Below are 26,368 nucleotides of genomic sequence, written 5' to 3' on the forward strand. Positions count from 1 at the left end.
ACTGCGACACCAGCGCGGCCGCCTTCCGCACCTGGCTGAAGGCGAAGTACGGCAACGACCTCAACGCGCTCAACCACGCCTGGGGCACCACCTTCTGGAGCCAGTGGTACTACGACTGGGAGGAGATCATCCCGCCCCGCGTCACCGGCGCCGACCCCAATCCCACCCACCAGCTGGACTGGCGCCGCTTCTGCTCGGACGAACTGCTGTCACTGTTCACCGCCGAGCGCGACGTACTCCGCCGCGCCGCCCCGGACACGCCCGCCACCACCAACTTCATGGTGATGCACAACTTCGACGCCCTGGACTACTGGCGCTGGGCCCCCGAGCTGGACATCGTCTCCAACGACCACTACCTGCTCGCCACCGACCCGGAGTCGGAGATCGACATCGCCCTCTGCGGCGACCTGACGCGCTCCCTGGCCGGCGGGCGGCCCTGGTTGCTGATGGAACACTCCACCGGAGCCATCAACTGGCAGCCCGTCAACCGGGCCAAGACGCCCGGCGAGATGCGCCGCAACGCCCTCGCGCACGTCGCCCACGGCGCCGACGGCATCGCCTACTTCCAGTGGCGGGCCGCCAAGGCGGGCGCCGAGCAGTGGCACTCGGCGATGCTGCCGCACGCCGGCACCGACAGCCAGATCTGGCGCGACGTGGTCCAACTGGGCGCGGACCTGCGGTCGTTGGCGGAGGTCAGGGGCAGCACGGGCGTCGCCGAGGTCGCCATCGTCTGGGACTGGAACGCCCGCTGGGCCATGGAACAACCCTGCCAACCCCATGGTGAACTCCGCTTCCAGGACCTGGTGAGGCACTGGTACGCCGCGCTGTGGAGAGCCGGCGTGGCCGTCGACTTCGTACGTCCCGACACCCCCGACCTCGACCGCTACCGGCTCGTACTCGCGCCCAGCCTGTATTTGGTCGACGACGCGGGAGCGGCCAACCTGGCGGGGTTCACCGAGCGCGGCGGCACCCTGGCCGTCGGCTTCCACAGCGGCGCGGTGGACGAGAACTGCCACGTACGGCTGGGCGGTTACCCGGGCGCCTTCCGAGAAATCCTCGGGGTGTACAGCGACGAACTGTTCCCCCTGTTGCCCGGCCGGTCGGTCGGCCTGGCCGGCCAGGTCCCGCAGGACGCGACCGCCGACCTGTGGACCGAACGCCTCCGGCTCACCGGGGCGGAGGCCATCGCCACCTACGCGGACGGCCCCCTGGCGGGCGTCCCGGCCATCACCCGCCACTCGTACGGCAGCGGCACCGCCTGGTACCTCGCCACCCACCCGGACCCCACCACCCTGGCCACCGTCCTGCAGCGCGTGTGCCAGGACGCCGGAGTGGGCCCGGAGCGCGAGGTTCCGGCCGGCGTCGAGGTGGTGCGGCGGCGGGGCACGGACGCCGACTACCTCTTCCTGATCGACCACTCCGGCCGGGGCGCCGAGGTCCCGGCCGACGGGGTCGAACTCCTCACCGGAAAACCGGTCAACGGCTCGGTCACCGTCCCCGAGGGAGGCGTCGCCGTCGTCCGCGAGGAATTTCCTGCTTCGACTCCACGGAAGTGAGTTCTGACATGACAGGTTTGCCCAGTCGCCGACGGGTACTGAGCGGGGCGGCCGCGGGAGCGCTGGCCTCGCTGGCCGGAATTCCGTATGCCGGTTCCGCGTCCGCCGCCGTGACGTACACGGCACCCGATCCGCGGGTGTGGATCCACCTCAACGACGGATGGCGATTCATCAGAGCAGACGTCACAGGTGCGCAGGCCTCCGGATTCGACGACTCCGGATGGACGTCCGTCACCACGCCCCACACCTGGAACGCCACCGACGGAGCCGACGGCGGCAACAACTACCACCGCGGAGTGGGCTGGTACCGCCGCCACTACACCGTGCCGTCCACCATGGCCGGCAAGAGGCTGTACCTGCAGTTCGCCGGGGTCAACCAGGTCGCCGACGTCTGGGTCAACGGCACGTACCTCGGGCAGCACAAGGGCGGGTACTCCCGCTTCAGGTTCGACGCCACCGCCGTGCTCGTCCCGGGGCAGGACAACGTCATCGCGGTCAAGGTGACCAACACCCGCGACACCAACATCGCGCCGGTGAGCGCGGACTACACCTTCCAGGGCGGCATCTACCGCAACGTGAGCCTGTGGGCCGTCGACGAGCTCCATGTACGGATGACGGACTACGCGGGCCCCGGCATCTACCTGCGGCAGAGCGACGTGACCGCGGCGTCGGCCACGGTCACCGTGACCACGAAGCTGTGGAACGACAGCAGCACCACCAGATCGGTGGTCGTCCGCACCGTCATCGCCGACCGGAGCGGGACCATCGTCGCGGAGACCAGCAGTACCGCGCGGACCGTCCCCGCGGCCACCGGCGCGGAGATCGGGCAGACCGTCCGCATCGACAACCCACGCCTGTGGAACGGCCTGGCGGACCCCTACCTCCACAACGCCAGTGTCGAGATCCATGACGTCACCGGGGGCGGGGACAGGATCACCGATGTGGTGACCGAGCGCCTGGGTCTTCGCTCCCTCGCCGTCGACGCCGACACCGGCTTCCACCTCAACGGCAGCCATCTCCACCTGCACGGTGTCAACCTGCACCAGGACCGGGCCGTCAAGGGCTGGGCCATCTCCGACGCCGACCACACCCAGGACTTCGACCTCCTGCGGGAACTCGGCGCCAACGCCGTCCGGATGGCGCACTACCAGCACGACCAGAAGGACTACAACCTCGCCGACGAACGCGGGCTGCTCGTGTGGGCGGAGATCCCGCTGGTCGACATCGTCACCGACTCGGCCGCCTTCACCGCCAGCACCCAGAACCAACTGCGGGAACTGATCCGGCAGAACTACAACCACCCGTCGATCGCCTTCTGGGGCATCGGCAACGAACTGCTCGACTACAACGGCACCGCCACGAACAAGCTGCTCGCGTCACTGGCCGGCATCATCGAGTCCGAGGACCCGGACCGCCTCTCCACCTACGCGGTGCGTGGCGAGGACCCCGACACCGCTCAGGCGGGACTGCACACGGAGACCACGGGCTTCAACAAGTACTACGGCTGGTACTACGGCTCCAAGGACGGCGACCTCGGCGCGTGGGCCGACAACCTGCACGCCAGCTCCCCCTCCCGCAGGATCGCCATGTCGGAGTACGGCGTCGGCGCCAGCACCACCCAGCACGCCCTCAACCCGCCCAAGCCGGCTCCGGGCGGATCCTGGCACCCCGAGGAGTACCAGTCGCTGTTCCACGAGGCGGCGTGGAAGCAGCTCGCGAGCCGCCCGTACATCTGAGGCACGTTCGTCTGGGCCATGTTCGACTTCGCCTCCGACGGCCGCAACGAAGGGGACCGGCCCGGGATCAACGACAAGGGACTGGTCACCCGCGACCGCCAGATCCGCAAGGACGCCTTCCACTGGTACAAGGCCAACTGGGCGAGCACTCCCACGCTCTACATCACCAGCCGCCGCTGGACCCAGCGGACCGATGCCACGACCGAACTGAAGGTCTACTCCAACGCGGACAGGGTCACCGCCACCCTCAACGGCGTCACCCTGTCCACGCTGAGCAGCGGCGACCGCATCTTCCGGTGGACCGACGTCACCCTCAGACCGGGCCAGAACACCGTGACGGTGACCGCGACCATCAACGGCTCCACGCACACCGACAGCGTCAACTGGACACTCGGCTGAGAACGTGTGCACGTTCGGTGCGGCGATACGCCTTCTTGGCGGGACGTCAGAGGGTCTTGAGCATGCCTCCGTCGATGACGTATTCGGCGCCGAGGATGTTGCCGACGGCGTCGGAGAGGAGGAACGCGATCAGGGCCGCGACTTCGTCGGGCTCGCTGACGCGTTTGCTGGTGATGTCGAGGGCTTGCGGCAGCTGCTGGACCAGGGACTTCCCGAGTGCGGCCCGGGTGACGCGGACGGTGCTGGGCAGGTCGAGGTCGAGGGAGCGGGCCCCCTGGGCGTCATCGGTACGGTGGCCGGTCCGATGCCTCGGCCGGCGCCGGTGACGACCGCCGTCTTCGAGGTGAGGTTCAGGTGCACGAGGCTCCGTGGTCCGTTTCCTGCACTGCCGTACGGGTGTGGGTGAGGAGGCGTCGCTACGACAGCCAGGGCAGTCTCGTCGGGAGGCGGACAGAAGGCCGAAGCTCCCGCCACCGGATACCGGTGGCGGGAGCTTCACCTGTGGAGCTACCTCGCGACCAGGCTCCTGTCACGCATGGTCGGGGACCAGTACGATCCGGCCTCGGAGCCCGCCCGCGGCGAGGGCGTGGTGGGCATCGGCGATCTGCTCCAGGGGATAGGTCTTCGCCACCCGCAGGCTGATCAGACCGGTGCCCGCATAGGCCGCCAGCTTGGCCAGGCGCTCGGCGTCGGTGTGCCACGCCATATTGATCATCCGCACTTCGCGGCGCGCCATGGGCGCGGAGTTGAGCAGCGACACGAACGCACCGCCGTGCCGCACCGCGTCCGCCGCCCCGGCGGCCAGGTTGGCCGCGTCCACCGCGCCGTCCACACCGCCGGGCACCAGCCGGCGCACCGTGGGGACCAGGTCGTCGTCGCGCGAGACGAAGAGCTGCGCGCCGGCCTCCAGGACGAGCTTCTCGTCGGCCGGTCCGGCCTGGGCGATCACGTTCAGCCCCCGCAGCCGCGCGAGTTCGACCGTGAAGAGCCCCACCCCGCCGGCAGCGCCAGACACCAGCAGCCACTGACCCGGCTCCAGGGCCAGCGCGTCCAGCGCCTGGTCGGCGGTGGTCGCGTTCAGCCCGACGGTGGCCAGGTGCACCAGGTCCGTTCCACTCGGCGCGGGGGCGAGTTCCCACTCTTCGAGTACGACGTACTCGGCCTGAGTGCCCAACGGCCGGTCCAGTCGCTCCTGGGTACCGAGGACGGCGTCCCCGACGGCGAACCTGGTGACACCCTCGCCCAGCGCGGCGACCGTGCCGGCCACATCCGTGCCGAGGCCGAACTGCGGGCGCGCCGCAGTGGCGCCGTACTGAACGTTGAGGCCCATGCGCACCATGACGTCGGCGAAGTTGACCGAGGCTCCGGCCACCTTGACCAGTACCTCTCCCGGCCCCGGTTCGGGTGTCGCCACGTTCACGATCTCGATCGCCTCGGGGCCGCCGGCCTCCCTGACTACTGCTGCACGCATCTGTCCTGTCTTCCTCTCCGCGCGTTCCGTGTGGATGGCGCGGATCCGACGTTCGTCCACCGACGAGCCGCGAGGAAGGTCCGCTGTCACCTGGGTCCAGCAGGGCCAGGCAGGGCTGCCGGCGGCGGGTGGTGGATCCGCAGCACGTCCAGGAGCCTGTTCAGGGACGGGGCGGCGGGGTGCCGCCTGTTCGGTCGGGGCGCTGACCGGCCCCGGGCCCTCATGACACTCCCCCGTCAGCGATCGGGCGGGCGGCCCACCCCGGGAGGGGCTGCTTGCGGGCGCGGTAGACACGCGCCAAGGCCGCCCTGCGTGTTCGGCACCGTCCTGGGTGAGCTTCGGACGGCGGGTGCGCCTCGCGCGGTTCCCCGCGTGCTCGGTGCCGCCGAGGCCGGAGTACACGAAGTCGACGGGGTGCCGGCCCGCCGTCGATGATGACTGGGCGGGCATAGATCACCGCTGCGTGGCGCTGAAGGTGACGTCCGGGAAGCCGCTGAGATGGTGGACCATACGGTCGCCTCCACCGGTTCCTCGTGGCCGGGCGGTGGTGAAGGCCGCCGCTGGTGGGTTGATGAACAGATCGTTCGATCGGAGCGGATGCGCCCTCGCGGGCCGGCCGCCCCAGGGGAAAGGAAGCCGTCCATGGACGAGCAGGGTGAGCACTTCGACGTCGTCGTACTCGGCGCGGGCCCCGGCGGATACGTCGCCGCCATCCGGGCCGCCCAACTGGGCAAGCGTGTCGCGGTCGTCGAGGAGAAGTACTGGGGTGGCGTCTGCCTGAACGTGGGCTGTATCCCCACCAAGGCGCTGCTGCGCAACGCCGAGCTCGCGCACATCTTCACGCGCGAGGCGAAGACCTTCGGCATCAAGGCCGAGGGCGAGGTTTCCTTCGACTACGGGGAGGCCTTCCGCCGCAGCCGGAAGGTCGCGGACGGCCGGGTCAAGGGCGTCCACTACCTGATGAAGAAGAACAAGATCACGGAAATCAGCGGTCGCGGCACCTTCCTCGACCCGCACACGCTCCAGGTGGCCGACTACGACGGCGACACCCGCACCATCGGCTTCGAGCACTGCATCATCGCCGCCGGGGCGACCCCCAGGCTGCTGCCCGGCACCCGCCGTACCTCGCGCGTGGTGACGTACGAGGAGCAGATCCTCGCCGAGGACCTGCCGGAGTCGATCGTCATCGCGGGCGCCGGGGCCATCGGCGTCGAGTTCGCCTACATCCTGCACAACTACGGGGTGAAGGTCACCGTCGTCGAGTTCCTGGACCGGATCGCCCCGCTGGAGGACGCCGAGGTCTCCGCCGAACTGGCCAAGCAGTACCGCAAGTTGGGCATCGACGTCCTCACCTCGACCCGTGTCGAGTCCATCGACGAGTCCGGTCCGCAGGTCCGGGTCACCGTCACCGGCAAGGACGGCGCACAGCAGGTCCTGGAGGCCGACAAGGTCCTGCAGGCGATCGGCTTCGCGCCCAACGTCACCGGCTACGGCCTGGAGAACACCGGCGTGAGGGTCACCGAGCGCGGCGCGATCGACGTCGACGGCCGCTGCCGCACCTCCGTCCCGCACATCTACGCCATCGGCGACGTCACCGCGAAGCTGATGCTCGCGCACGCCGCCGAGGCGATGGGCATGGTCGCCGCCGAGACGATCGCGGACGCGGAGACCATGGAGCTGGACTATGTGATGATCCCGCGGTCCACCTTCTGCCAGCCGCAGATCGCCAGCTTCGGCTACACCGAGGCGCAGGCGAGGGAGAAGGGCTTCGACGTCCAGGTCGTCAAGTTCCCGTTCACCGCGAACGCCAAGGCCCACGGCCTGGGCGACGCGAGCGGCTTCGTGAAGCTGATCAGCGACGCCAAGTACGGCGAACTCCTCGGCGGTCATCTCATCGGCCCGGACGTCACCGAACTCCTCCCCGAGCTGACGCTGGCCCAGCAGTGGGACCTCACGGTCCACGAGGTCGCCCGCAACGTCCACGCCCACCCGACCCTCGGCGAAGCGGTCAAGGAAGCCGTCCACGGCCTCGCCGGCCACATGATCAACATGTAGTGCGGTTCCGGCTGGACGGGGAGGATGTCCACGGGTTCACAGCTGTCGTGACACGTGCGTGCCGGTAGTCGTCGTCCGTGAGGTCGCCCTTGCGGCCTCAATCTCACCATCAAGCCGGTCAGCCGTCCCAAGGACGCCTCCGGCTTCGTCGTGCTGCCCCGCCGTTGGGTCGTCGAACGCAGTCTTGCGTGGATGATGCACGCCCGCCGCCACGCGAGGGACTACGAACGGCTCATCCAGCACTTCGAAACCCTGATCAGCTGGGCAGCCGTCACCCTCATGACCAGGCGCCTCGCACGGAAAGGTGTCACCCCCAGCTGGCCGAGAAAATCGGCGCCAGCCGACGGCTGACCGGGCTGCATCGCAAGGGTCCGGTCAGCCGCGTGGTCCGAAAGTCGAGGTGTCGAAGAGAGCCAGCGGGCGGGCGGAGCTTACAGTCCTCGGCGGCGGTAGTCAGGGGCGGCAGCCCCGCACCTTCCCAGCGGAGGGGTCAGCAGCTTGACGCGCCGGAGGCATCGACGTGACCGTGGCCGATCGCGACCAGCGCGCGGTCCAGGACCTCCTGGACCTGGCCGAGGGCCGAGATCGTGGTTACCAGGCCCTGAGCTTGGTAGTGGTCGACGACCGGCGCCGTCTCGCTGCGATAGACCTCCAGTCGCTTACGAACGGTTGTCTCGCGGTCGTCATCTCGCTGGTACAGCTCACCCCCGCAGACGTCGCAGGCTCCGTCCACTTCAGGCGGGCTGTAGTGGACGTGGAAGATGTGTTCGCGGTCCTGACGGCACAGCCGTCGTCCAGCGATCCGCCTGACCACCTGGGCCTCGGGAATCTCCAGGTCTAGCACGGCATCCAGCCTCGACTTCGAGTCAGCCAGGATGCCGTCCAGTGCCTCCGCCTGGGCAAGATTGCGGGGGAAGCCGTCCAGCAGGAATCCGCGATCGGTGTCCGGGCGCGCAAGGCGTTCTTTGATCACTTCGATGGTGACCTCGTCCGGTGCCAGAAGGCCGGCGCGTATGTACGCGTGGGCGTTCTGCCCGAGCTCGGTGCCCTGGTCGATGTGCTCTCGGAACAGGTCACCGGTGGAGATGTGCTGGATCGACAGATGCGCGGCAAGGCGCACTGCCTGCGTGCCCTTGCCAGCTCCGGGCGGCCCGATCAGGAGGATGCGCATCGATGAGGTGTCCCTTCGTCATGCGTGGCCATCAAGCCGTCTCTGTGACACACGATCGCCGCGCACCGATGTCATGCCCATCCGGTAGGCCACCCCCTGGCGGTGGGGATAACCACACCATGGGACATCGCCGCGTTGAGGTTGATGCTCCTCCAGTCTCGTTCCCTGATCGTTCGTGACAGAGCCGGGTCCAGGCCGAAACGATGAGCACCGTTCCGGTGGCCGATCAGGGTTCAGAAATACGTACTGAGGGCTCTGCGCCCGCATCGCAGCTTCGTGGCAGGGCATCGCGTTCGGATCCGGGCTCCGTTCCCCCGCCGGGGCGGCAATCGCCCATACCCGCCCCTCAGGACGGATGCGCTGCCCATAGGGGCACCGCATCGTGCCCGTGCGCCCCTCACCCGCGTCCGCCGCACCGGGTATGTAGGGAAGGTCAGCCCAACTGCCAGCCTACGAGCGGAAGTCCATGCACGCGCGAGAGCCGATGAAGAACGACAAGCAGCCGCAGCGCCCTGCCAGGAGCGCGGCAGCGCGGCCGGGAGGTCGGGTGCCCGACGCGCTTCTCGACCTGCAGCGCACCGCCGGCAACGCCGCCGTCGCCCGTATGCTCCAGCAAGGTCGGCACCAGCACAGCGCGGACTGCGGTCACCAGCAGCCCACGGCGGAGCCGGTGCAGCGCTCCGCCGTGCACGACGTGCTGCGGGCGCCGGGCGATCCGCTGGATGGACCGCTGCGCCAGGAAATGGAATCCCGCCTCGACGCCGACTTCTCCGACGTCCGCCTGCACACCGGCTCCGCGGCCCGCGCCTCCGCGGCCGAGGTGGGTGCCCGTGCCTACACCTCCGGCAGTCATATCGTCATCGGCGACGGCGGCGGTGACAAGCACACCCTCGCCCATGAGCTGACGCATGTGATCCAACAGCGCCAGGGCCCGGTGGCCGGTACGGACAACGGGGCCGGGCTGAGTGTCTCCGACCCCGGCGACCGCTTCGAGCGCGAGGCCGAGGCCAACGCCGTCCGGGTGATGCGGCGGACGCCTGAGCAGAACGCCCAGGGCTCGGGCGGTGCCCCCGTGCAGCGGGAGGCCGACGCGACGACCAGGGGCGCGTCGCACGGTACCGACGCGACGGTCGTGCAGCGCTTCTCCGAGGTCACGACCTCGGAGCTGGGGCCTGCCCGCGTCTCGCAGAACGGCCTCTACCTCATGAACGTCACTCCGGGGGCCGACACCACCGTCTTCTGGGTCGCGGAGGGTGCCCCAGCGCCCCGGTACTGCAGGCCGACCGGGGAGAGCGGGGAGATCATGGGGCGCACGTACGCGCAGTACGAACCGGAGACGTCCTTCCTCGCGGACTGTGCCCACACGGCCGAGGAGATCATGCACCAGCAGCGGCTGGCCCTGGGGCAGGACGCCAGCGAATTCGCCCTGGGAGGCAGCCAGTTCGGCTTGGGCGACAAGGAGAACGCGGAGGGCGCGACGGCCTACGCGCATGCCAGGCCCGGTGGCCCCCACGCGAACGGCGAGGAACGGCCGGGCCCCGGCCAGGCGTTCGCCATCGTGGAGACCGCGTGGCACGGGGACTACGACCGGCCCGCCAACACCAGCGGGTGGCCCTACCACGTGGCGGCCGTGGTCGCCGTGGACGGCGACGACCGCATCACCGTGGAGCAGGCCGCGGACGGCAACGACGCGAAGGCCCGCCAAGGCTACGAGGGCATTGTCGACATGTATACGTCGGGCACGGATCCGACCAACGGGCAGGCACTGCCGCACAGCTTCCACGGGCGCAACACCGGCGGTCCGGTGCAACACTTCACGGTGGGCGCGATCACCGTGATCCTCCAGCCGATCAACGTGGGCGGCCTCAAGAAGGAGACAGGCCGCCGCAAGCTCATGTGACCGGGGACCGTCGGCCGAGCCACTGCTCGGCATCCCAGGCACGGAACCGCTCCACCTCGGTGAACCCCAGCTTGGCCGCCAGGCGCATCGAGCCGGCGTTGGCGGTCTGGGTGGTGAGCACGACCGGCTCGCCGGGCAGGACGCCGTCCAACCAGTCGAGCGCCGCCGCGCACGCTTCGGCGGCGTACCCGAATCCCCACGCTCGCGGCAGGAACAGATAGCCGAGATCGACCTTCCCCGCGGCAGCCGGGCGATGGTGCTCCGGTGTTCGCCGGAGCAGGATGTGGCCGATCATGGCCCGGTCGAGTTCAACGACGAAGCTCCCGGGCCACCGCTCGGGCACTTTGGGCAACTCGCGCTCGAGCTCGTCTCGCGGGCGGGGGCCACCGAGATACGTGTGCACCTCCGGTGACGCCAGCATGTCGACGAACACCGCACGGTCCCGAGCCTCGGACCCACGGAGCACAAGCCGCTCGGTCTCGATCGGGGCAGGCGGCCAGATGACGGACCCGAGTTCATCCATGGCGGGCAACCTATCGCGCACCCGTGATCGAGCTCCCGGTTCCATCTGACGCCGAGCGCACCAGCAGAAACGGCCCACTCGTCCCACTTAGTAGAGTGGGGGCATGACCTCCGCATTTTCCGGCCGGGCCTCGGACCAGCAACCAGAGGCGAAGCTGCGCGTCGACGCCGAGCGCAACCGCTGCCGCATCCTGGCCGCCGCCCGTCGTCTCTTCGCCACCGAAGGGCTCGGCGTCTCCATGGCCTCCGTCGCCCGCGAGGCGGGTGTCGGCAAAGCCACGCTCGGCCGGCGCTTCGCCACCCGGGAGGAACTCGTCGACGCGGTCTTCGCCGACCGCATGGACGCCTACGCCGACGCCGCCGCCGAGGCACTCGCCGATCCCGACCCCTGGCACGGCTTCACCGGCTACCTCCACGCCGTCTGCGCCATGCAGGCCGCCGACCGCGGCTTCGCCGACGTCCTGACCATGACCTTCCCCGCCGCCAAGGCACTGGAAGCCCGCCGCACCGAGGCGTACAACGGGTTCCTCGAACTCATCGCCCGCGCCAAGAGCAGCGGACACCTCCGCGAGGACTTCGTCCCGGAGGACCTCGTCATCCTGCTCATGGCCAACGCCGGCGTCATCGCCGCCACCGGCGACGCGGCAGCCGACGCCTGGCGCCGCCTCGTCGGCCACATGATCCGCTCCTACGCCGTTCCCGGCGCACCGATCCCCGCGGTGCCCGACGCCCCGGAACCCACCGCCCTGTACCGCGCCATGGTCCGCCTCGCCCGCACGGGCCCGGACACCGCCCAGGGTGGCGGCCCCGGCTCGTAGGACGCATCCGCGCCGTGCCGGACGTCCGCCCTCGTACTTATTCGTCATCCGTTTCGTCATCCGTTTCGTCATCCGTCAGGCGCGACAGCAGGAACGTGATGATCTCGTCGCGAGCGCGGAGGGTGGGGTGTCCCTCCTCGTCGACCAGGTGGGCGGTCACCACGCTGTGCGGCGTACCGACGATGTCCCTGAAGAACGGCGGTGGCTCGGTGTTCGCGGCTGCGCCACTCACGACCCGGCCGTCGAAGCGATCGCCCAGCAGGGCGGCGTAGGCGGCGAAACGCTGACCGGTGCACCAGCGGTCGTTGTCGAACCGATAGCCCAGGGCCCTGAGGTCATCACGCTCGAAGCGCTCCCTGATCGCCACTGCGTCCGCCGGCGAGAGCTCCAGCCCGGCCGGGTCGTCGAGGGGAAGCGACGGATGGTTGACGACCGGAGCGATCACGGAGGGCTCGAGTGTCATCGTGAGGGCGAAGTTTCCGGTGAAGCACATCCCCACCACGCCGGCACCCGGGCCACCGCACTCGCCGTGCGCCCGCCGCGCCAGGGCACGGAGCCAGTCCACGACAGGGCTGGTGCCGCCGCCTGCGAAGGCCCGGAACTCCTCGCTCACGCAGGCTCGCTTCATCACCGACGTGCCGGAACCCGCCGCCGGATAGGCGCCGTCCGTGCCGAACAGCGACGGCACGTAGACCGTGAGGCCGGCGTCGCGCACCCAACGGGCGAAGCGGGCCACGTCGGGACTGATGCCCGGCATCTCCGGCATCACGATCACCGCAGGACCGGCTCCGGTGACGTAAACGGCCTTGCTCACGCCACTGAACGCCATCTCGTGGCAGTGGAAGTCGGTCAGCGGATCATCGTGATTCGCTTCGGATCTGGTCATGACCGGCTCCTCCCGACGGGATGTCAGGGGAATTCTGACCGGGTGGGCACTTCCGGCCGAGGGGCGGGATCGCCATACTCCAGGGCTATCCCGCCACGCCGGGTGTCGAGAGGAGATGCCTCATGGGGACGTCCGGTCCACTGCGGGTAGGTGTGCTGGCCTACCCGGGCTGCTTCGCGTCGGAGGTGTTCGGGGTCGTCGATCTGCTGACGATGGGCAGCCACGTCACCCGGGCGGGCGGGGGCTCGCCCACACCGTTCGAGGCCGTCGTGGTCTCGCCCAGACGGCGTGTCATCGCCTCGGGTGGTGTCGCGCTCGGGGTGGTCCCGCCTCGCGATGTCGACGTCCTCGTGGTGCCGGGTTTCGAACCGGCCCCGGGAAAGGACCCGGCCCTGGGGCTGGACGCCCTGCGGCCGGAAATCGAAGCGATCCGTGCGCATGCCGACCGCGGAATCGCCGTGGTGTCGATCTGCGTCGGTGCGTTCCTGCTCGGCGAGGCCGGTCTCCTCGCGGGGCGACGGGCCACGACCGCCTGGTTGTTCGCGGGCCGACTCGCCCGGAGGTTTCCCGATGCCGACGTCGTGCCACGGGAGTTGGTCGTCAGTGACGCCGGCGTCACCACGACGGCAGCCTTCAGCGCGATGTACGACTTCGTGCTGAACCTCATCCAACGTCATTGCGGGCGTACCGTGGCACGCCGGACGGCTCGGATCGCACTGATCGATGACGCGCGCGCGTCCCAGGCCCCTTATGTCGACGACAAGCTCCTGCCCACCTCGGGCGACGGCTTCTCCGCCCAGGTGCGACGATTCCTCGACCAGCACCTGCAGGATCGATACAACCTGCCCGCGCTCGCCGAGCACTTCCACGTCAGTACGCGGACCCTGCTACGACGCTACAAGCAGGAGACAGGCGAGTCGCCTCTCGTGCACCTGCAGCGGGCCCGGATGCGCAGAGCCCAACACCTGCTGGAGAGCACGGACCGGACCACTCGTCAGATCCATCTGGAAGTCGGGTACCGCGACCACGGCACATTCGCCAGGCTCTTCACCCGACACTTCGGAGTCCGCCCCACCGACTACCGGGCCGGCTTCCGCCGTGAACGGGGGATGTGCTCGGCCGGCCGGCGAAGGACGTCGCGGACACCCTCGGGGACTCCGTCAACTCCGTGAACAGCGCTCTTCAGCGGGCGCTCGCCGGCGTGCGGGAGCACCTGCCCGCCGAGGGGCAGGACTGGACCGCCGGTGAACAGGACGCCGGGACACGCGAGTTGGTGCGCCCTTTCACCGAAGCGAGCATCGCCAAGGACGTCGACGGTCTCGCCGATTCCTGCGCCCACGCCGCCCGCACAGCCGCCTCACCTGCACGGTTCCCGGTGCCAACTCACCCCAGGGGAACGAGGGATCGCCGGGGTCTCACTCGTCGTTCACCCAGCGCATGAGCCGCTGGAGCGGGTAGAAGCCGTCGTGGGAGAGGCCCGGCGGCATGCCGCCCGCTCTGCCGAGGGACACGACACGCTGGACTCCGGCGCAGGCGAGGGCGTCGCGCAGTTCCGGCTTGCGGGTGTCCGGGTAGACGCCGGCCGTCTGGGTGGCGACCCCGGCGTGGGGGACGGCATCGGACAGGGCGGCGACCGGCACGACGTTGACGATCTTTCCGTCGGGGTGGAAGTCGACCGGTTCCGGGGAGCGGATGACCAGTCCCCGGCCGTCGTATCCGCCCCACACCCGGTAGTCGGGTGCCAGGGAGCGCAGTACGTCGATCTCCTCGCGGAGTTCCGAGGCGACCCGTGGGCCGTCGGCCGAGCTGAACTCCCGGGCGACACCGAGGCGTTCGCACAGCAGGGCCGCGTACCGGTCGGCGTCCTCCTCCGAGCCCTCGACGAACTGGAAGCGGCTGGCGACGCACGCCTGCTGGTTGAAGAAGGTGGCGTCGGCGGCTCCGGCGTCGGCCGCCTCTGCCAGCGACCCGGGCGAGTCGAAGGCCTCGCGGCCGATCAGCGAGATGGAGGTCTTCGGGTCGAAGGACACGAGCTCGAATCCCGGACCGACGTACCGCAGCGCCCCACGGATCGTGGACTCGCCACCCCAGGCGACCAGTTTGTCGAAGAACTGCGGACGGAAGAGGACGCTCTCGACCGACTCGTCGCCGCCGCGCCAGTACGCCGCCGAGAAGGAGCGGACCACCGGGTGGCCCGGGGCCACGGCGGCCATCGTGCGCAGGATCGCGGTCGCCGTGAACAGGTCGTTCGAGGGCAGCTTGAGCAGGTTGACGCCCTTGGTCAGGGCTCCGCGCACGACGGACATCGCGGCCACGCCGGGGGCGTTGCCGGCGATGATGTGCACCAGGCGCGGCGGGAAGGCGCGGGTGGCCGCGATCCGGTTCTCGGGCAGCCGTACCTCGCGCCAGCCGTCGAGCACGTCCGCGCCGCCGAGTTCGTGGTCGATCTGGGCGTGCAGGCCGGGGCGTTGGAAGGTGCGCCACAGGGCGGCGTAGGCGCGTTCCAGGACCTCCTCGGGGAGGGGGCTGACCCGGGCCATGCGGTCCAGGGCCTCGGCCAGCAGGCCCTCGCGGTCCGCCTTGAGTGCCTCGCCGGTCTCCACCAGCAGGTCGACGATCTCCGCGACGGGCACCTGGAAGGCCGGGCCGGGTTCGGTGCGGGGCCACACGAGGCGGTCCAGGTCGAGCGCCGGTGCCGTGAAGGCGGTGTCCGCGCGGCCGTGGGCGGTGTGCGGGCCCGCGTCGACCTCGCCGCGGATCACGTGGACGACGGCCACCGGGTCCGCCGCCGTGCCGTCGAGTGTCGTGGACGTCATCCGTGGATCATCCCCCGCACATAGGAGTCGAGTGTCGCGGCGCAGGTGATCTTGTCGTCGCCGCCGAGATCGCCGTAGCGCCGGATGTCCGGGAGGACGACGGGACCCGCTCTGCCGCAGTCGCACGGGGAGAAGTCCACGAAGACCCGGTCGCCGCTGATCAGTCCGCCCCAGCGTCCTTCCAGGGAGACGTCCAGGAAGGCGAACCGCCCCTCCACGACGCCGTGTTCCGTGTTGAGCAGCTTCTCGCCCGGCTCGTCCAGGACGAGGGGGATCACCCACGGCGGTATGTGGTACTTGCCCTTCTCGCAGGCGAGGCAGGAGCCCTGGAGTTCCGTCATGCCGTAGCTGCGGACGCGCCGCACGCCGTCGTAGAAGGCGGCGAACTGGGCCTGGTAGTCGTCGGGCAGCGCGCGGCCCTTGTTGCCGCCGCCGCTGAGCACGAGGGTGTCCGGGTGCAGGCTGCCGTCGGGCACGCCCCGGGCGCGGAGGGCCTGGATGAGCGTGAACTGCTGGTTGTTCATGCCGGCGATCAGCAGGGGTTCGTCGCGGTGGGCGGCGATGTCGTCGACGATCCGGGCGACGGCCGCGCCCAGTTCCTCCTCCCGGGCCTCGGACGCGGTCTCGAAGGAGCTGATCTCCTGCGGGGTCGCGGTGCCGTCCGCCATCCGGCGGCGCAGCAGCGCGCTGCTCATCAGCTCGGAGACGCGCATCGGGTCCTCGGTGAGCAGCTGGGTCCCTTCCGGCCGGGCGAAGACGTCGGCGTGCCAGCGGAAGCCGTCGATGGAGCGCATCGGGCCGCTCGCCGGCGCGAGCAGGTAGCCGCGGCGGGTGGGCTTCGGCGGGAGCGGGTCGGGCCAGCAGGTGAGGTGTTCCAGGATGTCGTGGAGGAAGTACAGGTCGCTCGCGGCGCAGTTGAGGAAGGACACCTTTCCGGAGGTTCCGCTGGTGATGTAGGGGCGGTGGCCCGCGGCCGTGATGCGGTCGGTCCATTCGTCGATGTCCTGTACGCCGTCCAGGTCGACGTCGCCCGGCTCGACCGCCGACACGCTCGTGTACCAGCGCAGGAGCCGGTCCCAGCGGCCGGCGGTGATGAGGGAGACGGGGTAGGACTTGTAGCTGGTGTGCGAGAAGAGCAGGGGCACGAGGTCGTCGAGAGCGGTGATCTCGTGCACGCCGGTCTCCTCCGCCCGGGTACGCAGCAGCGGGATGCGCTCGCGGTGGGCGGTGAAGGCCTCCCGGGCGGCTTCGAGTTGCAGGTGCCGTAGCTCTTCGGAGAGTTGGTCGAAGGGGTCGCCGGACAGGACCAGGGACCGGATGTGTTCGCGTGTGCTGGCCACAGCACGCACCTCAATCAGTTGTGGCAGGTGTCTTTTCGGCGAGTGTCGCGTCGGCGAGTGTCTTGTCGGCGGGTGTTCTGTCGGCGAGGTAGGACGACTCGATGGCGTCCAGGTCGCCGCGGAGTTCCTGCGGGGTGCCGGTCATCGTGACGCGGCCGCGGTGCAGGACGTAGACGCGGTCCGCGATGTCGAGCACCTTGCGCACGTGCTGTTCGACCAGCAGGGCGCCGAGGCCCCGGTCGGCCGCCTCGCGCACCGCGCGCAGGAGGCGGTCGACCACGAGCGGGGCGAGGCCGAGGGAGAGTTCGTCAGCGAGGAGCAGTTTGGGGGCGCGGCCCAGCGCGCGGGCCAGTGACAGCATCTGCTGCTCGCCGCCGGACAGCATGCCGGCGCCGGTCTTCAGTCGTTTCTCGAGTTCGGGGAAGAGTTCCAGGGCCTGTTCGGTCGTCACCCGGCCGACCCGCAGGTTGTCCGCGGTGTCGAGCCGGGTGAAGACCGCCCGCTCGCCGACGTACGCGAGGCCCTGGCGGGCACGGCGGTGCAGGGGTGCGCGGCTGGGCTCTCCCAGCCAGCGCACCTCGCCGCCCATCGGGGTGAGGTCGCCCGAGAGCGCCCGGAGCGTCGTGGTCTTGCCCGCGCCGTTGGGGCCGAGCAGGGCGACCACCTCGCCGGGACGGACCTCCAGGTGGAGATCGCGTACGACGGGCTGGGTGCCGTATCCGGCGGACAGGGCGCGGGATTCGATCAGGGGTGTTCCGGTGGCGTGCACGGACGTTCTCCTTCGGTCAGCCGGCGGACATCGCCGTCAGTACCTTGCGGACGTCCACGAAGGTGGAGCCCTCCTTGGCCCACTCGATCTTTCCGTCGCGGATGCTGAGTTCGGTGGCGGTCGTGTTGTGGATGCGGTTCATGCCCTTGATCGGCAGGGCTGTCGCCTCGTTCCAGGTCAGGGGCGGGGTCAGGCCGCCGGTGTCGATGCCGGAGGTGGTGTTCAGTTCCTCCACCAGGGCCTTGGACGAGATCGTCGGCAGCTTCTTCGCCGCTTCGGTGAAGACCTTGAAGGCCACCCAGGCCGTCCCGTTGGCGCCGTTGCTGGTGTCGATGTCGGAGCCCTCGGCGGCGGCGACGAAGTCCTTCCAGACGGCGTCGGTGGTCGGCGGGTAGTAGCCGGTGATGGTGGCGCCCTCCAGCGGGCTGCTGCTGCCACCGGTGGTCTCGGCGAGTTCCGGGGTGAGGTTGCCGACGACGCTGCCGACCTTGGTCTTCGTGCCGGACTGTACGTATGCCTTGACGAACAGGTCCGAGTGGGTGCCGAGGATGACGCTCACGCAGTCGCGGCCCTTGGTGGCGGCGGCGACCTGCGGGGCGAGGTCCGTGGCGGTGACCGGGACCTTGAGGTCCTTGGGTGCGGAAGCGCCGGCGGAGGTCACGCCGAGGGCGAGGAACCGTGCGACGGTCTCGGCGGCGGCCACGTCGTAGCGGACGCCGGAGATCTTCTTGCAGCCCTCCTCCACCAGTTGCTGTCCGTGTGCCGCGAACACCGTGGGGGTGCCGCCGTTGACCGGGAACGACAGGGGGTTGGAGAACTCCGCCGCCGAGACGCCGGTCCCGCCGATGTAGGGGATGCCGGCCTTCTCCAGGATGGGCATGTAGCGGTCGCCGGCGAGGCTGTAGGAGCCCACCACCGCGACCACCTTCTCGGCGACCGCCTGCTGGGCGCACTTCTCGGCCTCGTCGGGGTCGTTCTTCTCGTTGCAGGTGATGACCTTCAGCGGGCCGCCCTTGATGCCGCCGTTGGCGTTGATCCACTTCTCGTAGGCCTGGGCGGTGAGCCGGACGCCGGGCTGGGCGCTGCCCTGGGTGTCCTCCGGGTTCCAGACCATCACCTTGACCGGTGCGCCCTTCAGGGAGGAGGTCTCCGTCGAGCTGCCGGATGCCTCTCCCCCGCAGCCGGCGGCGAGCAGGGCTCCCGTCACCGCGAGACAGCTCGCTGCGGCGGTTCTGCGTCGGCGTGAGTCGTTCATGGTTCCTCCGCTGGGCTCTTCGTCGAGTTGGCGAACAGCATGGGGTGCGTTTCGAGGTTAGTGAAGTACTCTCGGCACAATTATTTAAATGAATGTGCTGTCTGGCCTCATTTCCGGGAGGTTCCCCGATGGACGACATCCTGCGTTTCGCCCTGTTGGGCCTGGGCCTCGGCGCCCTCTACGCGCTCACCGCGCACGGCATCGTGCTGGTCTACCGGGGCTCCGGCGTCCTCAACCTCGCGCACGGCGCGATCGGGATGGCGGGTGCCTACGTGCAGTGGGAGCTGTCCGTCGAGCACGGCGTCCCCTACTGGCCCGCCACCGTGTGCGGGGTGCTCGCCTCCGCGCTGCTGGGCGTGCTCACCCATCTGCTGGTGCTGCGCCCGCTGCGCCGGGCGTCCACGCTGGCCCGGCTGGTCGCCACCCTGGCGGTGTTCATCGTGCTCACCGCGATCGCCGTCAAACGCTACGGCGACAGCCTGCAGCTGGCGCCGGGCCAGTTGCCCACCGAGCTGCTGACGATCGCCGGCGCGACGATCTCCGAGGACCGTGTCTGGCTGTTCGGCATCGCGCTCGCCGTGACCGCGATCCTCCATCTCCTCTACCGGCGCACCCTGTTCGGCCTGGGCACCACGGCGGTCGCCGAGAACGAGGGCGCCGCCGCCTCGCTCGGCTGGTCCCCGGATCTCATCGCCGCCGGCAACTGGGCACTGGGCTCCGCGCTCGCGGGCCTGACCGGCATCCTGATCGTGCCGGTCATCGGTCTGTCGGTGACCGGGCTGACCACGCTGCTGCTGAGCGCGCTGGCCGCCGCCCTGGTCGGCAGGTTCTCGTCGTTCCCCGTCACCCTGGCGGGCGGTCTGGTCATCGGGATCGTGCAGTCCGAACTCACCCGCTTCGGCTCCGACGTCACCGGCCTCGCCTCGTCGGTGCCCTTCCTCTGCATCGCCCTTGTGCTGGTCGCGCGTGGCCGGGCACTGCCGCTGCGCGGCACGTTCCTGGACCGGCTGCCCGCCCTGGGCACCGGACGGGTGCGCCCCGTGGCGCTGGCGACGGCCGTCGTGGTCGCACTGGTGCTGGTGAGCCTGTCGACGGCGCTGTGGGCCGACGCGATCACCACCACCCTGGTGCTGTCACTGATCATCCTGTCGATCATCGTGGTGACCGGTTACGCGGGTCAGGTCTCGCTCGCCGCCTACGCCCTCGCCGGGACCGGCGCCTTCATCGCCGGGCACGCGGCGGCCGACTGGGGATGGCCGTTCGAACTCGCCCTGCTGGCAGGCGTGTTGGGGACGGTGCCGATCGGACTGCTCTTCGCGCTCCCGGCGGTCCGCACCCGTGGCGTCAACCTCGCGATCATCACGCTCGGGCTCGGCACCACGCTGGAGGCGATGGTCTTCCAGAACACCGACCTGGCCACGACCCCGGGCAGCGACGGCATCGCGGTGGGCAAGCAGACCCTCTTCGGGATCGGCATCTCCGGTGTCGACCATCCGCAGCGGTACGCCACCGTCGTCCTCGTGCTGTTCGTCGCGGCCGCCCTCGTGGTCGCCAACGTACGGCGCAGCCGCACCGGCCGCCGCCTGATCGCCGTACGGGCGAACGAGCGGGCCGCCGCCGCCCTCGGTATCGACGTCCGCGCCGCCAAGCTCTACGCCTTCGGTCTGTCCTCGGCCATCGCGGCCCTCGCCGGAGTGCTCACCGGCTTCCGCTCGACCTCGGTCGTCTTCACCGACTTCGCCTCCTTCGACTCCATCACCGCGCTCGGGCTGGCGGTCATCGGCGGCGTCGGCTTCCTCGTCGGCCCGCTGTTCGGCGCGACCTTCGCCGCCGGCACGGTGGGCGCCCGGTTCGGGGATCTGGTGCTGCCCGGGCTGAGCGACTGGATGCCGCTGATCGGCGGCGTCATCCTGGTGCTGACGCTGGTGGGCAACCAGGACGGCATCGCGAAGGACGTCGGCAGACAGGCGGAGGGCGTCCGGCGCAGACTGGCGCCGAAGCCCGGTGGCGTCGCGAGCGGACGGCCGGACCGCGTACGGACGGAACCCGGGCACCCCGCGCACGGGCGGTCGGAGGCGGGAGAGGCAGCCGCTTCGGACGTGCCCCGCGCCGCGCCGCTCCCCCTCCGGGTGCGGGAACTGACCGTCCGCTACGGCGGTGTCGTCGCCGTCGACGGGCTCTCGCTGGACGTCGAGCCCGGCCGGGTCGTGGGGCTCATCGGCCCCAACGGCGCGGGCAAGACCTCCGCCATCGACGCCGTCACCGGATTCACCCGGGCCGCGTCCGGCGAGGTGCGCCTCGGCGACCTGGACGTGACGCGCCTGCCCGTGCACCGACGGGCGGCGGCGGGGCTGAGCCGGTCCTTCCAGTCGCTGGAACTGTTCGAGGACATGACGGTCCTGGACAACCTGTACGCGGCCTGCGACCGGCCCGGCCGGTGGGCGTGGCTCACGGACCTCGTCCGTCCCGGCAGCCGCCCGCTCCCCTCCCAAGTGCTCGTCGCTGTACGGGAGTTCGGGCTCCAGGACAGTCTGGACCGGCCGGTGGGCGACCTGTCGTACGGGGAACGGCGGCTGCTGGCCATCGCCCGCGCGGTGGCGGCCTCACCGTCCGTGCTGCTCCTCGACGAACCGGCCGCGGGGCTCTCGGACGACGAGACACGGGAGTTGGCCCACCTGGTGCGGCGGCTCGCCGAGGACTGGGGCATGGGAGTGCTGCTCGTCGAGCACGACGTCGACATGGTGATGAGTGTCTGCGACCAGGTCGTCGTACTGGACTTCGGGCACCGGATCTGCGCCGGCACCCCGGACGAGGTGCGCCGCGATCCGGCGGTGCGGGCGGCCTACCTGGGCGACCTGGAGCCGGAGACGCTGGCCTGAAACAGCTCGGACGAACGGCCGACGGCGCCTCCCTCGCGGGAGGCGCCGTCGGCCGTGCTCGCTTCGTTCAGGCGTCGCGCAGGTCCGCGACGTACGGCTGGTGGGACAGCAGGCCGCCGTCCACGCGCAGCGTGTGGCCGGTGATGAACGCCGACTCGTCGGAGGCCAGGAAGACGACCGCCGAGGCGACGTCCTCCGGCCGGCCCAGGCGCGGGGTGAGGTGATGACGCAGCATCGCCTCCCGGATCGCCCCGTGCGCCGAGCCGGAGCTCGCCGGTGTGACGATGAACCCCGGCGCGATGGCGTTGCAGCGCACGCCCTGTTTGCCGTACTGGGTGGCGACGTACTGCGTGAGGTTGATGAGGGCGGCCTTGGAGGCGCCGTACGCCGGGTTGCGCAGGTCGCCCGCGAGGCCGGAGCCGGACGAGGTGTTGATGATCGAGCCGCCGCCGCGGGCGATCAGGTGCGGGACGGCGGCCTGCACGGCGACCATGGTCCCGCGCAGGTTGATCCGCATCGTGTCGTCCCAGACCGCCGGATCGGCCTCCAGGACGGCGAGGTCCTGGCGGGCGGCCAGGTGGGTGGCCGCCGCGTTGTTGTGCAGGATGTCGAGGCCGCCGTAGGTCTGAACCGCCGCGGCCACCATGGCTCGTACGCTGTCGACGTCCCCCAGGTCGACGGTGACCGCCGTGGCGGAACCGCCGGCGGCGCGGATCTCCTCCGTGACCGCCTCGGCGCCGTCGGGGTTCAGGTCGGCGACGACGGTGTGCGCCCCCTCCGCCGCGACGCGACGTGCGGTGGCGGCACCGATGCCGGACGCGGCCCCGGTGACGATCGCGATCCTGTCTTCGAGTCGTCCCATGGCCGAACCACCTCTCTCAGTCCGTGAGTGCGTTGCCGACGATGGAGACGAAGGAGACGCACTCGCCCGGTCCGCCGCCGAGGTTGTGGGTCAGGGCGAGGGAACGCCCTTCGGCCAGGGACTTCACGGTCCGCTCGGGCGGTGCCTCCCCCCGCAGCTGCAGCCACGCCTCGAACATCATGCGCAGGCCGGAGGCACCGATGGGATGGCCGAAGGCCTTCAGCCCGCCGTCCGGGTTGACCGGCAGCGAGCTGTCCAGGTCGAACGCACCGCTGGTGACGTCCTTCCAGGCCTGACCGCGTTCGGAGAACCCGAGGTCCTCCATCAGCACCAGCTCCGTGGGCGTGAAGCAGTCGTGGACCTCGGCGAGCGCGAGTTCGGCGCGCGGATCGGTGACCCCCGCCTGCCGGTAGGCCTCCTGGGCGGAGGCGACGACCTCGGGGAAGGTGGTGAAGTCGTACTCCGGGTCGAGGAGCCCGTCCGCCGGGCCTGCGACGAAGGAGAGCGCCTTCACGAAGATCGGCGTGTCCGTGTACTCGTAGGCGTCCTCGGCCCGTACGACGATCGCGGCAGCCGAGCCGTCGGAAACCCCCGAGCAGTCGAACACGCCGAGCATGCCCGCGATGATCGGGGCCGACCGGATGCGCTCCAGCGGGACCTCCTTGCGGAACTGGGCGCGGGGATTACGGGCCCCGTTGACGTGGTTCTTCCAGGCGATGCGGGTGATGACGTCCTTCATCTCCTCGTCGGAGAGCCCGTACTTCGCGGCGTAGGCCGGGGCGAGGAGGGAGAAGTTGGCCGGGGCGGTGATCTCGCCGCGGCTGTCGTCGCCGGCACCCGGGATGGCGGTGCCGGACAGCCCGGACATGCCGGAGTCCTTGAGCTTCTCCACGCCGACGGCCATGGCGACGTCGTACGCGCCGGAGGCCACCGCGTAGCAGGCGTTGCGCAGGGCCTCGGAGCCGGTCGCGCACATGTTCTCGACGCGGGTGACCGGTTTGTTGGGGAGATGCAGCGCCCGGCTCAGGGTCAGGCCGGACACTCCGGAGGCCTGGGTGCCGAACCAGTACGCGTCGATGTCGTCGAGGGTGATGCCGGCCGAGGTCACCGCGTCGCCCACGGCGTCCGTCAGCAGGTCCTCGGCCGAGCGGGTCCAGTGCTCGCCGAAGGGCGTGCAGCCCATGCCGACGATCGCGACCCGGTCCCGGATTCCGTGCGAGCTCATCGGCCTGTCTCCTCGTCGTCGATCCGCACGGGGCGGGCCTTCCAGAAGTAGTTGTGGACCCCGGCGGCGGTGACCGTGCGCCGGAACGTCATCTCGACGCGGGCGCCGATGACGGCGTCCGCCTCGGTCGCGTCGGTCAGCTGGCAGCGGAACCGGCCGCCGCCGTCGTAGTCGACGACCACGACGAGCATCGGCGGACTCGGCGTGTGGGCCAGCCGGTCGACGGTGAACGTGGCGACGGTGCCGCGCACGTGCTGCATCGGCTCGTCGGTCATGGTGTCGACGCTCCGGCAGGAGGCGCACACCCGGTCCGGCGGCAGATGCCGGGTGCCGCACTTCTCGCAGCGGGAGGCGACGAAGCCGTACTTCCAGGCCGTACGCCGGTGGGCGGGCGGGGCGTAGGGCGGCTCGGGGTCGGGCCGGCGGGGCGGCTCGCGGTCGAGCATGCCGCGCCAGGTGAGGTAGGTGGCGTACGGCATCGGGGCGCTGCCGGCGGCGATCTGGGCGGCGACCGGGCGGGCGCTGCGGTGGGCCGGGAGCGCGTCGGTGGTGCGCAGCAGCAGGACTCCGGCGCCGTCGCCGAGGACGACGAGGGCGATGGTCTCGCCGGGTGCGGCGCGGTCGAGGACGTCGGCGAGGAGCAGGCCCGGCTGGGCGGTGCCGGCGTTGCCGATCGACGTGGCGAGGTCCGGGGTCACCGCCTCGGGGCGGGTGCCCGCCCCCCGTCGGACGGCGGCGCACGCGCGCGCGTGCAGACCGGAGACGATGAGGTGGTCGATGGCGCCCCGCTCCAGCCCGGCCTGGTCGAGGGCGGCGGTGAGCGCCTTGTCCGCGAGGGAGACGTAGATCTCCTCGGCGAAGCGCTCCTCCCAGACCCGGGAGGCGGGCGCGCCGGGCAGCCGCCAGCGTTCGAGGATCTCGTCGCTGACCGTGTCGTGGGCGAGCAGTTCGGCCAGGACGGGCGCGCCGTTGCGGTGGCCGCCGAAGACGAACGCCGCCGCGCCGTCCCCGCCCGCGATCTCGTCGCTGCCGCCGGGCAGTCCGGTGCGCAGGTCCGACAGGACGGCCAGGGTGGGCACGGCGGAGCGGGCGGCGGTGACGAGCGCGCCGAGTCCGGAGCGTACGGAGCCCGCCATGTCGACGGCGAGCACGTGCTCGTCGAGGCGGAGGGCGGCGTGGACGGCGGTCGCGTTGGTCTTGTCGAGGTAGGCGGGCGCGGCGGTGGCGAGGAAGAGCTGGCCGACGCGGGGGCGCAGACAGTCGCGGGCGAGGGCGGTGCGGGCCGCCTCGACGGCCATGGACGTGGTGTCCTCGTCGTAGCCCGCGACCGCTCTCGTCCCCTTGGCGGCCGGGGTGCCGAGTGTCGCGGCGACATCGGCTCGGGCGAGGCGGTGGTACGGCACATGGGCGCCGTACGCGATCAGTCCGGGCATCAGCGTCCTCCAAGAGCGTCGTTGCCGGTGCGTTCGAAGATGGCTGCCAGGCCCTGTCCGCCGCCGAGGCACATGGTCTCCAGGCCGTAGCGGGCCTGGCGGCGGTCGAGTTCGCGCAGCAGGGTGGCGAGGATGCGTCCGCCGGTGGCGCCGACGGGGTGGCCCAGCGAGATGCCGGAGCCGTTGACGTTGAACCGCTCGAAGTCGGTCTCGGTCAGGGACCATGCGCGGGTGCAGGCCAGCACCTGGGCGGCGAAGGCCTCGTTGAGTTCGATCAGGTCGATGTCGGCGAGCTTCAGCCCGGCGCGCTCCAGGGCCTTGGCCGTGGCGGGCACGGGCCCGATGCCCATCGTCTCCGGCGGCACGCCGACGACGGCCCAGGAGGTCAGGCGGGCCAGGGGGCGCAGTCCGAGTTCGGCGGCGCGCTCCGGGTGGGTCACGACGCAGAGCGAGGCGCCGTCGTTCTGCCCGCTGGCGTTGCCTGCCGTGACGGTGGCCTCCGGGTCCTGGCGCCCGAGCACCGGGCGCAGCTTGGCGAGCTTCTCCAACGAGGAGTCGGGGCGCGGATGTTCGTCGGTGTCGACGACCGTCTCGCCCTTCCGGGTCCGTACGGTGACGGGCACGATCTCGTCGGCGAAGCGGCCCTCCCGCTGGGCGGCGACGGCCTTCTCGTGCGAGCGCAGGGCGAGCTGGTCCTGTTCCTCGCGGGGGATGGCGTACTCGCGTCGCAGGTTCTCGGCGGTCTCCAGCATGCCCCCGGGCACCGGGTGGTTGACGCCGCCGGAGGTGACGCGACCGCGTGCCAGCCGGTCGTGCAGCGTGGTGCCCGCGCCGCGTACGCCCCAGCGGACGTCGGTGGTGTAGAACTCGGCCTGGCTCATGGACTCGACGCCGCCGGCGAGGACGAGGTCGCTCGCGCCGGTCTGTACCTGCATCGCCGCGTTGATGATCGCCTGGAGGCCGGAGCCGCAGCGGCGGTCGATCTGGAGCCCCGGTACCTCGACGGGGAGGCCGGCGTCCAGTGCGGCGACGCGGCCGATGGCGGGTGCCTCGCCGTTGGGGTAGCACTGGCCGAGCAGGACGTCGTCGACGGCGGCGGGCGGTATGCCGGTGCGTTCCAGTACGGCGCGGACGACCGTGGCGGCGAGTTCGGCCGCCGTCACGTCGCGGAAGACTCCGCCGTAGCCGCCGACGGGGGTACGCACGGGTTCGCAGATCACCGCGTCACGCAGGAGGGCGGGCATCGCGTGGGCCTTTCATGAGGGGGCCGTATCT

At 70.7% G+C, this 26,368-nt stretch carries 21 protein-coding genes and 1 pseudogene; 9 read left to right on the forward strand and 13 right to left on the reverse strand.

What is annotated here, in order from left to right; all coding sequences use genetic code 11:
• The 3 genes from PUR53_RS27695 to PUR53_RS27705 form a co-directional block, all read left to right on the forward strand.
• A partial coding sequence (locus PUR53_RS27695; RefSeq protein ID WP_329910028.1) for a beta-galactosidase occupies positions 1–1,556 on the forward strand: 1,556 nt, incomplete at its 5' end.
• Positions 1,557–1,564: 8 nt separating this feature from the next.
• Entirely contained in the window at positions 1,565–3,292 is a 1,728-nt protein-coding gene (locus PUR53_RS27700; protein ID WP_329910030.1) for a glycoside hydrolase family 2 protein, read from the forward strand.
• 18 nt (positions 3,293–3,310) lie between these two features.
• Positions 3,311–3,691: a DUF4982 domain-containing protein gene (locus tag PUR53_RS27705; RefSeq protein ID WP_329910032.1), complete on the forward strand. Its 381-nt coding sequence runs from the start codon at positions 3,311–3,313 to the stop codon at positions 3,689–3,691.
• Between the two features lie 46 nt (positions 3,692–3,737).
• Here the strand turns inward: PUR53_RS27705 and PUR53_RS27710 are convergent, their stop codons facing one another.
• Together PUR53_RS27710 and PUR53_RS27715 are read right to left on the reverse strand one after the other, a co-directional pair.
• A complete protein-coding gene (locus PUR53_RS27710; RefSeq protein WP_329910033.1) occupies positions 3,738–4,190 on the reverse strand; it encodes an SDR family oxidoreductase in 453 nt (150 codons plus the stop codon).
• A 30-nt stretch (positions 4,191–4,220) separates the two neighbouring features.
• On the reverse strand, positions 4,221–5,162 hold the full coding sequence (locus PUR53_RS27715; protein WP_329910034.1) for an NADP-dependent oxidoreductase: 942 nt from the start codon (positions 5,160–5,162) through the stop codon (positions 4,221–4,223).
• Between the two features lie 642 nt (positions 5,163–5,804).
• On the opposite strand from PUR53_RS27715, the gene lpdA reads away from it, so the two are divergent.
• Together lpdA and PUR53_RS27725 are read left to right on the forward strand one after the other, a co-directional pair.
• Positions 5,805–7,217: a dihydrolipoyl dehydrogenase gene (gene lpdA / locus PUR53_RS27720; RefSeq protein ID WP_329910035.1), complete on the forward strand. Its 1,413-nt coding sequence runs from the start codon at positions 5,805–5,807 to the stop codon at positions 7,215–7,217.
• Between the two features lie 96 nt (positions 7,218–7,313).
• Positions 7,314–7,562, forward strand: a pseudogene (locus tag PUR53_RS27725) (transposase); the annotation flags it as partial.
• Between the two features lie 145 nt (positions 7,563–7,707).
• On the opposite strand, the gene PUR53_RS27730 reads toward PUR53_RS27725, so the two are convergent.
• The gene (locus PUR53_RS27730; RefSeq protein WP_329897932.1) at positions 7,708–8,388 is read right to left on the reverse strand and encodes an adenylate kinase; all 681 of its coding nucleotides are present in this window, start codon (positions 8,386–8,388) and stop codon (positions 7,708–7,710) included.
• A gap of 466 nt (positions 8,389–8,854) precedes the next feature.
• Here PUR53_RS27730 and PUR53_RS27735 point away from each other — a divergent pair, with 466 nt between their 5' ends.
• A complete protein-coding gene (locus tag PUR53_RS27735) occupies positions 8,855–10,288 on the forward strand; it encodes an eCIS core domain-containing protein (protein WP_329897931.1) in 1,434 nt (477 codons plus the stop codon).
• Here the strand turns inward: PUR53_RS27735 and PUR53_RS27740 are convergent.
• On the reverse strand, positions 10,281–10,811 hold the full coding sequence (locus PUR53_RS27740; RefSeq protein ID WP_329897930.1) for a GNAT family N-acetyltransferase: 531 nt from the start codon (positions 10,809–10,811) through the stop codon (positions 10,281–10,283). The two genes, PUR53_RS27735 and PUR53_RS27740, sit on opposite strands and share 8 nt — an antisense overlap.
• Before the next feature lie 103 nt (positions 10,812–10,914).
• On the opposite strand from PUR53_RS27740, the gene PUR53_RS27745 reads away from it, so the two are divergent.
• Entirely contained in the window at positions 10,915–11,628 is a 714-nt protein-coding gene (locus PUR53_RS27745) for a TetR/AcrR family transcriptional regulator (RefSeq protein ID WP_329910036.1), read from the forward strand.
• Between the two features lie 37 nt (positions 11,629–11,665).
• Here the strand turns inward: PUR53_RS27745 and PUR53_RS27750 are convergent, their stop codons facing one another.
• Entirely contained in the window at positions 11,666–12,514 is an 849-nt protein-coding gene (locus tag PUR53_RS27750) for a dienelactone hydrolase family protein (protein WP_329910037.1), read from the reverse strand.
• 122 nt (positions 12,515–12,636) lie between these two features.
• Here PUR53_RS27750 and PUR53_RS27755 point away from each other — a divergent pair, with 122 nt between their 5' ends.
• Positions 12,637–13,686 carry a GlxA family transcriptional regulator gene (locus PUR53_RS27755; RefSeq protein WP_329910038.1) on the forward strand — a complete coding sequence of 350 codons (1,050 nt, stop codon included), beginning with the start codon at positions 12,637–12,639 and terminating at the stop codon, positions 13,684–13,686.
• Between the two features lie 243 nt (positions 13,687–13,929).
• Here the strand turns inward: PUR53_RS27755 and PUR53_RS27760 are convergent, their stop codons facing one another.
• From PUR53_RS27760 to PUR53_RS27775, 4 genes are read right to left on the reverse strand one after another with little or no spacing between them, the layout of a single operon-like run.
• Complete coding sequence (locus PUR53_RS27760; RefSeq protein WP_329910039.1) at positions 13,930–15,330, reverse strand: acyl-CoA reductase; 1,401 nt, start codon at positions 15,328–15,330, stop codon at positions 13,930–13,932.
• Positions 15,327–16,670, reverse strand: coding sequence for a hypothetical protein (locus PUR53_RS27765; RefSeq protein WP_329910040.1), 1,344 nt, complete (start codon positions 16,668–16,670; stop codon positions 15,327–15,329). The genes PUR53_RS27760 and PUR53_RS27765 overlap by 4 nt, the downstream gene beginning before the upstream one ends.
• 10 nt (positions 16,671–16,680) lie before the next feature.
• Positions 16,681–17,439 (reverse strand): ABC transporter ATP-binding protein, encoded by a 759-nt coding sequence (locus PUR53_RS27770; protein ID WP_329897924.1) that lies wholly within the window; start codon positions 17,437–17,439, stop codon positions 16,681–16,683.
• A 16-nt stretch (positions 17,440–17,455) separates the two neighbouring features.
• The gene (locus PUR53_RS27775; RefSeq protein ID WP_329897923.1) at positions 17,456–18,694 is read right to left on the reverse strand and encodes an ABC transporter substrate-binding protein; all 1,239 of its coding nucleotides are present in this window, start codon (positions 18,692–18,694) and stop codon (positions 17,456–17,458) included.
• Between the two features lie 128 nt (positions 18,695–18,822).
• Between PUR53_RS27775 and PUR53_RS27780 the strand changes: the two genes are divergently transcribed.
• Entirely contained in the window at positions 18,823–21,573 is a 2,751-nt protein-coding gene (locus PUR53_RS27780) for a branched-chain amino acid ABC transporter permease/ATP-binding protein (protein WP_329910041.1), read from the forward strand.
• A gap of 67 nt (positions 21,574–21,640) precedes the next feature.
• Here the strand turns inward: PUR53_RS27780 and PUR53_RS27785 are convergent, their stop codons facing one another.
• The 4 genes from PUR53_RS27785 to PUR53_RS27800 are packed head-to-tail and all read right to left on the reverse strand — an operon-like array spanning position 21,641 to position 26,337.
• Positions 21,641–22,435 (reverse strand): SDR family NAD(P)-dependent oxidoreductase, encoded by a 795-nt coding sequence (locus PUR53_RS27785; protein ID WP_329897921.1) that lies wholly within the window; start codon positions 22,433–22,435, stop codon positions 21,641–21,643.
• A gap of 16 nt (positions 22,436–22,451) precedes the next feature.
• Positions 22,452–23,660, reverse strand: coding sequence for an acetyl-CoA acetyltransferase (locus tag PUR53_RS27790; protein ID WP_329897920.1), 1,209 nt, complete (start codon positions 23,658–23,660; stop codon positions 22,452–22,454).
• Entirely contained in the window at positions 23,657–25,093 is a 1,437-nt protein-coding gene (locus PUR53_RS27795) for an OB-fold domain-containing protein (protein WP_329897919.1), read from the reverse strand. Before PUR53_RS27795 ends, PUR53_RS27790 begins: the two co-directional genes overlap by 4 nt.
• Positions 25,093–26,337 carry an acetyl-CoA C-acetyltransferase gene (locus PUR53_RS27800; RefSeq protein ID WP_329897918.1) on the reverse strand — a complete coding sequence of 415 codons (1,245 nt, stop codon included), beginning with the start codon at positions 26,335–26,337 and terminating at the stop codon, positions 25,093–25,095. Before PUR53_RS27800 ends, PUR53_RS27795 begins: the two co-directional genes overlap by 1 nt.
• Between the last annotated feature and the right edge of the window lie 31 nt (positions 26,338–26,368).

The sequence above is a fragment of the Streptomyces sp. SP18BB07 genome (assembly GCF_036322545.1).
GTDB classification, from domain to species: Bacteria; Actinomycetota; Actinomycetes; order Streptomycetales; family Streptomycetaceae; genus Streptomyces; species Streptomyces deccanensis.